The organism is Paenibacillus sp. BSR1-1 (genome assembly GCF_030403775.1).
Lineage (GTDB): Bacteria > Bacillota > Bacilli > Bacillales > Cytobacillaceae > Neobacillus.
Window position 1 is genome coordinate 37983 of record NZ_JAQMWQ010000011.1, and the last position, 13280, is coordinate 51262.

Sequence of the window (13280 nt, forward strand, 5' to 3'; positions counted from 1 at the left end):
AATGAAAAAACTCACGCTCATCTCTTTAGTTTTTTCTCTCTTTTTATTCGTGAAACCTGAGAGAAATATGGCAGCCGAAAACCTTCAGGCAATGATCGACTCCATGAAAGAGGGGGCGGTATTGAGACTGGAAAATAAGACGTATGAAGGCAATATCGTCATCAACAAAAGTATGACGATTATGGGTTCTAGTAATACCGTGATCAAGGGAGACGGAACGGGAAATGTCATTTCCATTAAAGCTCCAAAGGTGAAACTTAGCCGCCTAACCGTGACCCACAGCAGTATGGACCGCAATTCGGCTGAAGAATATGCAGGCATCAAGATCTATACAAACAATAATGTGGTGGAGGATGTCTTGATCCGCCATTCCTTTCACGGCATTTATTTAAGTCAGGCACACTATAATATCATCCGTAATAATAACATCAAAGGCATGGGCAAAGGCGAAATTGCCGCCCAGGGGAATGGACTTCACATTTATTATGCCAATGATAATCTGCTCGAACACAATACGATCGACGGCACCCGTGACGGGATGTTCTTCGATTATGCCAACAACAATAAAAGCTATGAAAACAATATCAGCAATACCCGGTATGGCTTGCACTATATGTATTCCGATGAGAATATTTTCAAGAAAAATACCTTTACCATGAACACCGGCGGAGCCGCCATCATGAACTCAAACCATCTTAAATTAGAAGATAATCAATTTATCGTTAACTATGGAAATCAATCATTTGGCCTAATGCTTCTGCAGGCCAATGATAATTATATAGCGGGTAACACCTTTTACATGAACCAACGGGGCCTTTACATTGATCAGGCAACGCGAAACACCATTAAAAACAACCATATTGTCCAGAACCAAATTGGCATTGAACTGTGGGCCAGCTCCAATGACCAGACGTTCACGTTAAATCACATCTCTGAAAATACCATTCCTGCTGTAACCCTTGGCGGTACAGGCGAGCATAATTCCTGGAGCAAGCATGGGAAAGGCAATGATTGGGGACGTGCGTTTCCGCTCACCGATTTAAACCAAGACGGCATCGGCGATTTTCCGGTCACCTATCGTTCCTCGTTATATCAATTAATCGAGGATCAAGAACTTACGTATTTATTTTTAAAAAGTCCAGCAATATCGATCTATGAAAAAATCAATGCCACGCTGAAGGATGAGGATACAATGTTTAAGGATTCTCACCCGTTAACTGCCGCAAAGGGCAAGCCGCATACGATTCTATTTTTCGTGTTAGGGGTGCTTGTGGTACTGATTTTACTAAAGGGGAGACAAAGGCTATGCATTACATTTGGAAGGAATGGAAGGAAAATATAAGGGGTAAAGGCCTGTGGCTCAGTTTAAGCATTATCGTGCTCTTAAGCATTAGTATTTTGTTCCGCTCGACCAACCTTTCATTTGATAAAGGCTTTTATATTCTATTAATCAATTTGTTCGATACGCTGATCTACTTTATCCCAATCCTTTGTTTGTTTATCGGCGCCTTTTCAATTTTTCAGGAAAAGGAACAAAAAACGCTGATTATGCTGCTGACGAAGAAGGACAATTACTCCAGCTTTTTGGCTCGAAAAAGCTTAGGGCTTTATACCGTTGTACTTGTTCCGATCCTTACTTGGTTTTTTATCTATCTATTATTATTAAAATTTAACTTTCAACTCGATATCAAAAGCTATTTGATTTTTATGATTGCTGCTATTTGCATAGCGCTGGTGTTTTTGCAAATGGGCACTGCGATTGGCAGTATTAGCCGTTCACGGATGCAAATTTTAGGGATAACCATTTTTGTCTGGTTTTACTTTTTCTTCTTGCATGATTTTATTTTGCTATCCTTTTTGCCGGATGTTCAGTATGAAAATGTCAAATTCTTCTCAGCGGTTTATTTCTTAAATCCGCTGCAGTCAGTCAGGATGTTTTTAGAAACCGGTATGGGCGTCTACTCCTTCGGCCATATGTCAAGGCTTTTGCAAGCGTTTATGTGGACGAAGCCCGTGTTCTTTTTACTCGGAAATTTGATTTTCTGGCTTACTGTTTCTTTTAGTACAGCGATTGTTTTTAACCGCAAGGAGGGCTACGAATGATTAGAGTGACAAATTTAAACCAATCCTTCGGGAAAAAGACGGTATTGGATTCGATTTCAATCGAAATTGAAAAAAATGAGATCTGTGCCCTTGTCGGCCGAAACGGGGCCGGTAAATCGACATTTATTAACAGCCTGCTCGGACTGCTCCCGGTTAAACAGGGGACCATTTCGATAAACGGAATCGAAGTCACGAAAAAAAGTCAGGTATGGAAAAAGACCATTGCTTATCTTCCGGAAAAATTTATGCTGTATCCGATGCTGACGGGGCTTGAAAATATGACGTTTTTTGCGGAAGCGGTTTTTAAAAAGGGTGACCTTGGCCGGATGGAACAGGTGTTGAAATCGGTAAGTCTTTGGGATGACCGTTATGTCCAGGTTAAGTCCTACTCAAAAGGAATGCTGCAGCGCCTTGGCTTAGCCATCACCCTCTATCAAGATGCGAGCATTCTGATTCTCGATGAACCGACAAGCGGCATCGACCCGATGGGAAGAAAGGAAATTTTGGAAGTCCTCCGGAATCTTCATGATAAGACCATCCTGCTCTCCTCGCACCATCTCGATGAAATCAAGCAGGTCTGCACACATGTTGCTTATTTAGATAATGGAAAAATGGAAAAGTATACAGTTAAAAAATTTTTACAAACTCACCAATTAGGAGGAAATGCGTCATGATGAAACGCCTACTATTCCCCTTGCTGCTTTTGATTGCCTTGTTGGCCGGCTGCAGCAAGGGGCCTGAATATAAAATTGAAGTGACAAAAGATCTTTATTTCCAAAAGGACACGGTGCTGCCTTTTGAAATTAAAGTAACCGAAAATAAAAAAGCGGTCAAGGGGCTGGATGTGTCAGCTCAGATATCGATGACAAATATGGACCATGGCACCTATGATGTGAAGTTAGCGGAAGGGAAAGATGGCACTTACTCAGGCAATGTGAAGCTGCCAATGGGCGGTAAATATGAAGCAGCGTTTACGCTCAAAAATGATGGAGATAAAACGGAGAAAGTCATCAACCTTAATGTTCACAAGCCTAAAGGCGTGGCCAAAATTAACGGTAAATGGATCACAAAGGATGACATTGCTTTTTATCAGTTTATTAATAAGCTGCAGCTGGAAATCAACCGCGAGGCGGCCAAAAAAAAATATACCGGCAAGCAGTTAGAGGAAGAACTCGCCTATCTTGATTCACAGGAAAAAATCAATGATGATAAAAACCAATTATTAACGCAAATTATCCGCTTGCGCGCAATGGCGATGCTGGCCAATGAAAAAGGACATAGGTCAACAGATGCCGAAGTTGAACAGGCCGTTGCTAAAGCCCGCGATCAATATAATCAATTTGAGTCCTCCAAAGGTTTGATCCAAGAGTACGGCGAAGACAAGTTTTGGGCAACCGAAAAGCAGCAGTATCAATTAATCGTTCTTTCTCAAAAGGTACAAAAGGACGTTATTGAGAAGGTTAAAAAGGAAAATCCGAATGTCGGCGAACAAGAAGTCTATTATCTTGCACAAAAGGCTTACGAAGAGCTATTAGTTTCCCAGGTGAACTCGTTAAAAATAGAAGTACTATAAAAGCACCGCGGTTCATCGCGGTGCCTTTCCTTTCTAAAGTACTTCCAAAATTGCCTTTGCCACTCCGCTTTCTTCATTGGTGTCTGTCACGTGGTCACAAAGTGACTTTATGTAGTAGCTGGCATTGCCCATTGCGACCGCTCTTCCTACGCGTTCGAACATCGAAACATCATTCAAATTATCACCCATCGCCATTGTCTCAGATAAATCTATCCCGTTTGTTTTCACAAACGACTCCAGCGCAATTCCTTTTTGGGCATTTTTATGGGTAATTTCAATGTTTTCATGACCAGATGAGGAAATCTCCAATTCTTCAATTGCAACAAGGGCATTGTTAGCCGCTTCAAGTCTGTCTGCATCAAAAGAGAACGCCAGTAATTTATAAATCTGGTGATTTTCATCTGCAAAAATCATCTGGTAATCCTCCACTTCATGAACTAGGCCATTTCGTACCCGTGCCCCTGCCTTATAAACAATCTCCTCCCGATTCAAATCCGGATTCGCGCTCATCACAATATCAACGAGAATAGAAACTGCTTTTTCCGAATCAAGCGAGAACGTACCTTGGTTTGTGTAGACTTCAAAATAAATATCATGCTCCGTTAGCGTGGCTGCTGCTTTCCTTGCCAATTCCTTGCTAATTGGGTTTGCAGAAATAATCTCGCCATCTTTCGAGCGTACCTCCGCCCCGTTCACACAAATAATCGGGCATTTTAGGTCCGACTCAGCCAACACGAAGGTTGCCTCCTGATATGACCTTCCTGTCGCGACGACAAACTCGATACCCTGCTCTTGCGCTTTTAAAATGGCCGCTTTATTTTCCGGTGTGATTTGTTGAATACTGTTTAATAAGGTTCCATCCATGTCTGATGCAATACACTTAATCATGTTGTCCAGCTCCTATTTTTTGATAAAGACATTCTAACATGATTGGCTGGCAATTTTCCTCCAGAAGGCTTAACCGACATACTTGCTTCCTTCGCGTACACTTAAGGGTGCTAACCGGTGACCTTCGATAAACGCCTTTACCGATGCGGGATTTGACTTGGAATATTCCCGTAACGCCCAGCCGATTGCCTTTTGGATAAAAAATTCTTTGCTGTCAGCATTGAGCCCAATGTACTGATAAAGCAGTTCTTCATTCGTTTTCTCTTTATATTTTAATTGAAAAAGGATTGCCGCCCTGCGAAGCCACATATAATTGTGTTCTGCCCAGCTATTTAGCGTTTCCTCGACGACTTCAGGGTGTTTCTGAGTGATTTTCCCGACCGCTTTTGGGGCGATCGCATCCACGGTATCCCACCATGATTTCGTCATAATCAGCCGCTTCATGAATTCCAAATCATGTTTTTCCAGCTTATTAAGCGATTTTTCTATATAAGTAAGGGCTGTATATTGATATTCCCTTTCACGCTTGTCCCAAAGCTCGCTGACAAAATCTCGATTAAATGATTCTTTTAGAATCCCGCTCTCTTTGAAAAATTGCTTTTCAAGCTCTTTACGCAAGGGAGACTTAATTCCTAGGAAGGGAAAATGACCCTTCATATAGCTTTCCATCGGCCCGGCATTTGTTTCATTACGGTTTTTTTCGAAAAGATTGGTTAATAAATCTAGTTGCAAATAATCACTCCTCTCCATTATGAATTATTCTCTTTTTAACTTTTTTTCCCTTTCTATTTATTTCGATACCTTCCGCATAAACGAATTTACCAATGCCAAACTAAAAGTGGATAAGGAAGGAGGTCAAAGCATTGACAAAGAAATTTAATAAAGGCAGCGGCAACCAAAATTCACCGCAGGCAGGACAGGCAGAGGCGGAGTTTGCCAATGAATTTGTGAGCGGCGATAACAGTAAAGGGAACAAGCGTAATAAAGGCCAGCAAAGCAAAACTAATCCACATGCTTAAATCTAGTGAAAAATCGGCTTTCTCCATTGAAAGCCGATTTTTTTGAAATTAGTGGCAGCTGAAGGAGCGGATTCGGTCTAAATCCATTCCATAATATTGCCAGTGGTTGCCGCGCCAGCGATAACCGGCGACGGAAGTTCTGCCCACATAGGTTGGGTAGTACCAGAAGTTTTTTCCACTCCTTAACCAAATATATGTGTAACGGTAGAGGCACGGTCTAATGCCGCCTGGGTCGACCGCAAATAATCCCACTTGTTCATGTGGTATAAAGGCCGGCGGCGGGGCAGTCGGAGGTCCTCCATGCTGCCCTCCCCCATGCGGTGGTGGCGGCGGGAATCCTCCGTGTGGTGGTTGATGCTGACCACCCCCGTGCTGCGGTGGTGGCGGGAATCCCCCGTGTGGTGGTTGATGCTGACCACCCCCGTGCTGCGGTGGTGGCGGCGGAAATCCCCCGTGTGGTGGTTGATGTTGGCCACCCCCGTGCGGCGGCATTTGTTGAACCCCGCTCTGCGGCGGCGGTCCTGACGGTTGATGCTGGCCTCCTCCTTGAAACTGTGTCTGACGTAAATAATCTTCATGAGAAATACCATGTATTAGGCCGTAGCCATAAGGGTAATTCAAATAATCCAAGGCACAAAACCCCCTTCTATTTGTATTCCCTTCAATGTATGCAATCGGCCTATTTTGGTGAAATTTCAGCCCTATTCAACCCTGGCAGCAGCTAAATTTCTTATTTCTTCGGCAATTTTATTCTGAATTCCCTCCACAACGGAAAAATCCATGGCTGCAATATAAATTTCTTCTAACTCATCATGCAGTTCTTTTGCCTTCGCCAAATAGGAGGTTGCCTCCTGCATTTTGCTTTTATAGTTAGCTGCAATTTTACTTAGGATATCTTCAAAAATTTCATCTGTACCGTGAGCAATTAACAATTCATACATATCAATGATTTCATCGCCGTCGCGGCTCGGGAAATACTCATGCGGTGCAGTACTGTCAAAAATGGCGATCCCCAATTCTCTAAAAATAACCATATCTAAACTATGAGGGTCAAAACCGCAATGGTATATTTCAGTGTCAACGCCTCTCGTTTCAGCAGCGGCCGCCAGCTTTTTCAGCATGGTGGACTTTCCTGAACCTGGACGTCCCTTAATAAAATAACGCTTCGGAATCTCTTCTGTTAGATTTGGAACAAAATCAACGGCGCCTTTTGGCGTTGCCGCCCCTAAAAAGCGGTGACGGATATCGGATTGTTTACTGAGCTTCATTTTCCCAAAGAACGTATCAATTAATTTGTTCGTTAATTGATCAGCCTTTTTGAAATCCATACTGTTGATATAAATTTTTTCCCAATCGTCATGGATATCCAGGGCTTCCTTGAACGTATCATAGGCCTTATGGAAGGACTGATTGATTTGCTTTGTTAATTTTAATATCGTGCTTTTATGAGTAGCTAGTGCCTTGGCATTCCATGCCTCGCCAAGGTTAATATATTCTTCGACTGCACCAGGTGCCTTCGGTTCAATGACGTGCGGTGCGGTTCCATCGACAATTCCCACCTTCAACGACGGAATAATTACACCATCAATGGAATTATTATCTGATGAGCAATGGAGAAACTCGATATCGAAGCCTTTTCCAACCCACTCATTGCCAATTTTTTTCATCAGCGAGGATTTACCTGTTCCAGGCCCGCCTTTTAAAATAAATAACCGGTCAAGTCCTTGGAGATTTGAATCGTACAGATTGTGGAACCCCCTAGCTGTATTACCGCCGGCAAAATAATTCTTAATTTTACCTGCCACTCTTCAACACTCCCTTTTTATGACGAAAGCTTAAGTTAATTTCACCCTATCTTATGCTTTTGTCATTTATAGGTGAATGCCCATGAAAATTATTTAAGAACATCCGTAAGACATGCGTTTGTTACTTCCTGTAAAGTTGCAGAGGCGAGGACGATTTGCATCCCAATTTTTCCGGCACTCACAACAATTGTCTGGATCTCGCGGCAGCTTTCATCGATAAAGGTCTTATATTCCTTTTTCATGCCGATGGGGGAGCAGCCGCCGCGGATGTATCCCGTCCATTTTTGAATATCCTTCACCGGAAGCATTTCAACTTTTTTCTCTCCAGCCGCCTTCGCCGCTTTTTTTAAGTCCAGTTCTTCCGCAACCGGAATAACGTAAACATATATATTTTTGCTTGCTCCCTGTGCCACAAGCGTTTTATAGACCTCTTTTATATCCTTGCCAATTTTTTCAGCCACGGAAACACCGTCTATTTTTCCATCTTTGTTGTCGTATGTAAGCATGTCATACTGGACCTTCTTTGCATCCAATATTCGCATTGCATTTGTTTTTGCCAGTGCCAATTTGATCATCCTTCTTTTTTGAATACTATTTTATCAAAAAAAAGAGAAGAGCTCACAGTAAGCTCTCCTCCAAAAACGATTATTGCAGCCATGCCTGAAAGTAACGCGTTACAGCAGCCGCATAGTCGCCTCTAGTCACTTTTTTCGCTGGATCAAAGCTGGCTTCGACGGTTGGCACCAAATCGTAAGGTCCTTGTTTTACCGCAAAAGTGGCATTTAAAATATTGAGGTCCAGCGCTGTTTGGACATAACCTTTAAGCGATGCCGGAATAGACGCATTATCCTTCAATGGAATCCGCTCATCCTTATAAAGCACTGTTACCGTATCACCACTGAAATCCTTGGCCTGTTTTTCTAAACCAAGGGCTTGCACAAGCGTGTAAGCGAGCTCCGCACGGCTGACCTCACCGTTTGGATTAAAATTACCGGCCGAATCCAGGAGCATAACGCCGCCCTGAGTCTGTAAACCATCACGAATAGCAGACCCTTTAGCCGTAACAGCTTTAACAAACGGAACGTCAGCTGACTGAACATCCTTTAAGGCAGGAGCCTGGCTTTGACGAATTCCAGCCCCCATAACTAAAAAACGGGCTAAATCCTTCCGAATCAGGTTCTGCTGCGGCTTAAAAGATCCATCCGCATAACCATCTACTAACCGCTCACTTACCGCCATTTGAATCGCGGAGGCTGCAGGGCTGCTAGCTATATCATTCAAACCTGAAAAACCATTGACCTTAGCAACAGAAATCGTTCCCTGAATCGTTTCAGGCAAGCCGACCCCAACCGGATTGGCCGTATTATAGTGCAGACCGTCAATCTTTACCTGCCATGTACCAGCCTTTGGTGAATTGACGGTCGCCGTACGGTCAGGATAAAGCGTAAACAATAGGCTGATCCCTGAGCTGTACTCCGTGCCATCCGGCGCAGTTAATATAAGGTTGACCGGGTTCCCGGTTTGACCAAGTAATCCATAAGCATCAATTCGTGCGGTTAATTGGGAGACACCGTCCGGAACATCAAATGAGTAGTTGTTTGACATTGACAGCAATGGGTTATAGTCTACTTGAAAAGGCGACCTTTCAACAGAAGAAGCTGCATTGCTATTAAATGTTTGATTCGCATTCACGGTCTTTCCGTAGGTGCTGCCAAAAAGAACTGCATCGAGCGCAGCATAAGCGTTAACATACCCGCTTCCGACCTCCCATGTTTCATATCCAGGCATATTCGTCGCGGTATCCTGCAACACCTTTTTGATTTCATCTGGCGTTAATGTTGGCTTTGCTTCAAGGAGAAGGGCGGCAATCCCGGCAACATGCGGCGTTGCCATGGAAGTACCACTCATCACCGTATAGTATGGGAGGTAAGCCGGTTCAATCATCGCGGTGTCATCCGTTGCCGCTAAGGAAGAGACCGGGCCCACTGCCCTTGTCGAGATAATGTCCACCCCAGGGGCGGTAATACTTGGCTCATCCTTCCAAGTCCATGTGCGTCCATCCAGTTCAAATGTGCCGCCGACACCCTTAGTTCCCCGCGAAGAAAAGTCTGCTAGGGAGCCATCTTTTTCACCAGCGGCCACGGAAATGACCCATGGTGCCTTAGCATATGGATTATGAGTGTTTTCTCCAGGGCCTTCATTTCCTGCCGCAAACAATACGGTAATGCCGCGGTCATAGGCCGCTTTACTTGCTAGATTAATAGGGTCATTTGGATCAAAATCGCCGGAAGAGCCCCAAGAATTTGTAATCACGCGAATATTGTATTGAGACTGGTGGGTAATGGCATAATCGAAGCCGCCAATTCCATCGAGTACCAGTAAGGCAGCACCAGATCCATACCCGATTAAGCTTGCTCCTGGGGCAACCCCTTCATATTTTCCATTAGAAGCTGCACCGGTTCCGCCGACAATCCCGGCAACATGGGTTCCATGGCCAGAATTTGTGTCGGTGTTTGGAACATTTTCAACATACGTAATGGGAAGCAAGCTCGGTTCCAAGCTGTTTAAATTTAGGCTTGCCATCACGTTTTGAACAACATGAGTGCCAAACTGCAAATCTTTATGAGTTCCATCCACCCCGCTATCGTTAATGACAACGCCTACACCTTTACCGGTTAATGGCAGACCGCCGTTTGCTTTTTGCATTGCAGAGTCCGTGCGGGCCTTATCCACTCCTGTAATATTGGTAGCATCAGCATTGTAATATTCAAGTTTACGATTTAAATAGATGGACTTAACTCCAGGTGAAGCAGCAAGCTTATTGATTTGATCCTTTGTGGCGACAATTCCAGCCATTGGTAATGCCTTCATCGTTATTCCTTTGGCAATTCCAAGGCTCTTCAATAAATCCAAATTTCCCTTTGTTGGAGCACCTTGGCCGTCAAAGCTCACGATGACCTGCAAGGGTTCCGTTGCTGATTCTAGTGCTTTGACTAGTTTACTATCAAGAACTGCAGTTGTTACCGAGGCATGTGCCTTTGATAGATTTGGTAAAACGAGTGAAAATAGCAATAAGAAAGCAAGTAAGCCCGAAAACCACCTTTTCACATTCCATTCCCCTTTTCATTTGCATTTGATAGAATTATTGTCTAAAAATTCAGACCTGCTTACTATTCAGCAAAGGGAGTAATTAAAATAAGAAAAGGTACTATTTTCAACTCATACAAAAGTAATATTTACTAGACCTTTATCATTACCTAAGACTATGTCAATGGGACGAGCTGATTTTGGACGGCGTAAATGACTACCTGAGACCGGCTTTTGACACCTAGTTTTTTGAATATGTTTGACACATGAATTTTAACGGTTTTGTCGCTTATGTAAAGGGAGCCAGCAATTTCCTTATTATTCATTCCCCTTACAAGGCACAGAAGGACCTCTTTTTCCCTTCCTGTCAAGGCACCTTCCACTTTCTCCTCAACAGGCTCAGCCGCTTTTGGCTGTTGAAAGGCAAGAAACTTCTTAGTCATCGTAGGGTGAATCACCGATTGCCCACCCGCGACCGCACGGATGGCATCAACCACCTGCTGTGAAGGAGCGTCCTTCAGAAGGTAGCCATCCGCCCCTTCACGGATTGCCGACATGAAGTATTCATCATGGTCATACATCGTCAGCATTAATATTTTGACTGATGGATAAAGCTGCTTAATGATACTTGTTGCTTCAATACCGTTTTTCTCCGGAATATTTATATCCATCAATATGACGTCAGGCTGCTCCTCCTTCACCTTGGCGATGGCATCATTTCCATTTACAGCTTCCGCGACCACCTTAATATCCGTTTCCAAATCTAAAATATTTTTTAACCCATCCCGCAGGACGGCATGATCATCGACTAACATAAGCTTGATCACGCATTTCACTCCCTTCAATTCCCATCCTTGGTACCGCTAAGGTAATTTCTGTCCCGGCCCCTTCCTTGCTGTCAACCTGGAGGGTGGCCTGTATTTTTTCAGCCGCTTCATTCATATGCAAAATTCCGAAATGCGGGTGTTCACGCGCCTTAATCATTGCCTGAAAAAGTGAAAATCCTTTGCCATTATCCTTTACCTTTAGTAAGACATGCTCTTTTTGATAGCTTAAGAGAATTTCTAATTTGGAAGCATCAGCATGCTTGATCGCATTTTGCACACTTTCCCGGCAAATCTCAAACATAATTTTTTCCACCATTGGGCTTAGCTGAAACTCTGGTCCCCGTGTTTCTAAGGAAATTGGGATTTTGGACTCGCGCTCCACCGCACTGATCTTTGTGGAAATAGCCGCAAGCAACCCGACACGTTCCGTTGGATAAGGCCTGAGCGCATAGATCGATTCCCTGACCTCCTTAAGGCTTCTTCTCAGCTTTTCCGTGCTGCCATTCAATAAGCGGAGGGAGTCCTCAGGCATCTTCGTAAATTTCCGCTGAGCCGTCTCTAAATTCATAATCGCCCCGGCAAGCGACTGGGCAACCCCGTCATGGATCTCACGGGCAATTCGATTTCTTTCTTCCAAAATTAGCCGTTTTTCCTGCTCGGCAAACAGCCACCTCGTTTTGATTAGGACGGCCATCTGATTGGCAAGTGTCGCTGCAGACTGCATATCCTCTTCGGCAAAGCTTTTCGTGCGGATTCTGCCAAACACAAACATGCCGACCAGTTCGTTCTCTAGCATCAATGGTGCATATAACAGCGAAGCTACTTCTTCCGTGAAAATTTTCCCAACAGGGCCCGCTGCTTTTTTCGTATCGTGATAGACCGTTAATTGCATAAGTTCATCCAGGGAATCCGCCATTTGTTCAGATAAAACCCACCCCTCCTTCAGGAGTCCGGAGGCAGTCTTTAATTTCCAGACGTTTTCTTCTCTTTTCCATAAAACCCAGGCATCAACATCAATAAATTCTTGGAGATTTTCGGTTAAAAAGATCATCCAATCGGCAGCAGCAATTTTTTTATTTAATTCCGAGGAAATACTGAAAAGCGCTTTTAATTTAGCTTTTTCCCTTTTCAAATTAGAAATGATTGAGCTTAGCAGGGCAAAGCAAACCAATGGTGAGAAAAAGAAGAAAAAGGAAATGGCATCAATTTCGCCTCTGTTTTGGTTTCCTAAAAAATGAAACACAATGAGATAGGCATACGAAATAAAAAAACTATTCAATTCCTGCATTGACTTCCGCTTCCACGCTTTAAAACTATAGGTTTGCGGCCGAATTACAAGCAAAACATCGACTAGGATGTTATTAATCACATAAAAAGGAATCATCAGAAGAGTGAAAAAGACTATTCCCCTTACTACTTTCGATTGGTCTGCAATCGGCAGCGCCGGAAACAAGGACGTACTTAGTATATATGCGAGAAAGAAGCTGATAACCAATAGAGCTGGGTTAAAAAAAACAAGTCGTAACGGGCGTCTTTTAATAAGATTCACGGCTGCAACGACCAATCCGTAAAATACAAGGGTAAACGCAAGCCCATCAATGATGAATATGGCATAAACAAGCGAAAAAGAAATTGTAACGGTACCTTTCCATATTGGGAGGGGAAAGAACTCGACGATAAAAAGGAAAATTACTAATAGAGCAAAAATCATAGGCTCTTTTGGCACCGTTAATTTGAACAGTCCAAATTGGATGAAAATCACCGTTCCAATGATAGATGTCAGCAGCAAAAAGAGCCTTGCGAGTCGTTCTTTTTTATGCAAAATCTCAGAATTGGCCATGAAGCAACTCCTCACTTTATTACAAATTGCATAATTTTCTGTTAATTATTATTGTACTGGAATTATATAAGAAAAACAATTATCGAAGTCGAGCTAAGCCTCTGGGCAAGCTTATTTCCCAGTCTCTTAACCTCACAA

The 13280-nt window shown here is 43.3% G+C and carries 13 protein-coding genes; 5 read left to right on the forward strand and 8 right to left on the reverse strand.

Going from position 1 to position 13280, the window contains the following annotated elements; all coding sequences use genetic code 11:
• Position 1: 1 nt before the first annotated feature.
• From nosD to PH210_RS16235, 4 genes are read left to right on the forward strand one after another with little or no spacing between them, the layout of a single operon-like run.
• Entirely contained in the window at positions 2-1342 is a 1341-nt protein-coding gene (gene nosD / locus PH210_RS16220; protein WP_289986946.1) for a nitrous oxide reductase family maturation protein NosD, read from the forward strand.
• Positions 1306-2103, forward strand: coding sequence for an ABC transporter permease (locus tag PH210_RS16225; RefSeq protein WP_289986947.1), 798 nt, complete (start codon positions 1306-1308; stop codon positions 2101-2103). The genes nosD and PH210_RS16225 overlap by 37 nt, the downstream gene beginning before the upstream one ends.
• Positions 2100-2777, forward strand: a complete 678-nt coding sequence (locus PH210_RS16230) for an ABC transporter ATP-binding protein (RefSeq protein ID WP_289986948.1) — start codon at positions 2100-2102, stop codon at positions 2775-2777. The genes PH210_RS16225 and PH210_RS16230 overlap by 4 nt, the downstream gene beginning before the upstream one ends.
• On the forward strand, positions 2774-3676 hold the full coding sequence (locus PH210_RS16235; protein WP_289986949.1) for a FixH family protein: 903 nt from the start codon (positions 2774-2776) through the stop codon (positions 3674-3676). The genes PH210_RS16230 and PH210_RS16235 overlap by 4 nt, the downstream gene beginning before the upstream one ends.
• A gap of 33 nt (positions 3677-3709) precedes the next feature.
• Here PH210_RS16235 and PH210_RS16240 read toward each other — a convergent pair whose 3' ends face one another.
• Positions 3710-4564: an HAD family hydrolase gene (locus PH210_RS16240; RefSeq protein ID WP_289986951.1), complete on the reverse strand. Its 855-nt coding sequence runs from the start codon at positions 4562-4564 to the stop codon at positions 3710-3712.
• Between the two features lie 69 nt (positions 4565-4633).
• A complete protein-coding gene (locus PH210_RS16245; protein ID WP_289986953.1) occupies positions 4634-5314 on the reverse strand; it encodes a DNA alkylation repair protein in 681 nt (226 codons plus the stop codon).
• Positions 5315-5427: 113 nt separating this feature from the next.
• On the opposite strand from PH210_RS16245, the gene PH210_RS16250 reads away from it, so the two are divergent.
• Complete coding sequence (locus PH210_RS16250; protein ID WP_289986954.1) at positions 5428-5583, forward strand: hypothetical protein; 156 nt, start codon at positions 5428-5430, stop codon at positions 5581-5583.
• A gap of 48 nt (positions 5584-5631) precedes the next feature.
• Here PH210_RS16250 and PH210_RS16255 read toward each other — a convergent pair whose 3' ends face one another.
• The 6 genes from PH210_RS16255 to PH210_RS16280 all read right to left on the reverse strand — a co-directional run bounded on the left by PH210_RS16255 (position 5632) and on the right by PH210_RS16280 (position 13142).
• Positions 5632-6075, reverse strand: coding sequence for a transporter (locus PH210_RS16255; RefSeq protein WP_354669998.1), 444 nt, complete (start codon positions 6073-6075; stop codon positions 5632-5634).
• Between the two features lie 209 nt (positions 6076-6284).
• The gene (locus tag PH210_RS16260; RefSeq protein ID WP_289986958.1) at positions 6285-7388 is read right to left on the reverse strand and encodes a PRK06851 family protein; all 1104 of its coding nucleotides are present in this window, start codon (positions 7386-7388) and stop codon (positions 6285-6287) included.
• An 89-nt stretch (positions 7389-7477) separates the two neighbouring features.
• Entirely contained in the window at positions 7478-7963 is a 486-nt protein-coding gene (ybaK, locus tag PH210_RS16265) for a Cys-tRNA(Pro) deacylase (RefSeq protein WP_483312122.1), read from the reverse strand.
• A 70-nt stretch (positions 7964-8033) separates the two neighbouring features.
• A complete protein-coding gene (locus PH210_RS16270; RefSeq protein WP_289986962.1) occupies positions 8034-10496 on the reverse strand; it encodes a S8 family serine peptidase in 2463 nt (820 codons plus the stop codon).
• A gap of 155 nt (positions 10497-10651) precedes the next feature.
• On the reverse strand, positions 10652-11302 hold the full coding sequence (locus PH210_RS16275) for a response regulator (protein ID WP_289986964.1): 651 nt from the start codon (positions 11300-11302) through the stop codon (positions 10652-10654).
• Positions 11277-13142 carry a GAF domain-containing sensor histidine kinase gene (locus PH210_RS16280; protein ID WP_289986966.1) on the reverse strand — a complete coding sequence of 622 codons (1866 nt, stop codon included), beginning with the start codon at positions 13140-13142 and terminating at the stop codon, positions 11277-11279. Before PH210_RS16280 ends, PH210_RS16275 begins: the two co-directional genes overlap by 26 nt.
• Positions 13143-13280: the final 138 nt, after the last annotated feature.

Bases quoted from the DNA above. Each gene is read 5' to 3' on its own strand.
- PH210_RS16240 (WP_289986951.1), bottom strand. From the start codon at position 4,564: ATGATTAAGTGTATTGCATCAGACATGGATGGAACCTTATTAAACAGT.
- ybaK (WP_483312122.1), bottom strand. From the start codon at position 7,963: ATGATCAAATTGGCACTGGCAAAAACAAATGCAATGCGAATATTGGAT.
- nosD (WP_289986946.1), top strand. From the start codon at position 2: ATGAAAAAACTCACGCTCATCTCTTTAGTTTTTTCTCTCTTTTTATTC.
- PH210_RS16255 (WP_354669998.1), bottom strand. From the start codon at position 6,075: ATGCCGCCGCACGGGGGTGGCCAACATCAACCACCACACGGGGGATTT.
- PH210_RS16230 (WP_289986948.1), top strand. From the start codon at position 2,100: ATGATTAGAGTGACAAATTTAAACCAATCCTTCGGGAAAAAGACGGTA.
- PH210_RS16245 (WP_289986953.1), bottom strand. From the start codon at position 5,314: ATGGAGAGGAGTGATTATTTGCAACTAGATTTATTAACCAATCTTTTC.
- PH210_RS16235 (WP_289986949.1), top strand. From the start codon at position 2,774: ATGATGAAACGCCTACTATTCCCCTTGCTGCTTTTGATTGCCTTGTTG.
- PH210_RS16225 (WP_289986947.1), top strand. From the start codon at position 1,306: ATGCATTACATTTGGAAGGAATGGAAGGAAAATATAAGGGGTAAAGGC.
- PH210_RS16280 (WP_289986966.1), bottom strand. From the start codon at position 13,142: ATGGCCAATTCTGAGATTTTGCATAAAAAAGAACGACTCGCAAGGCTC.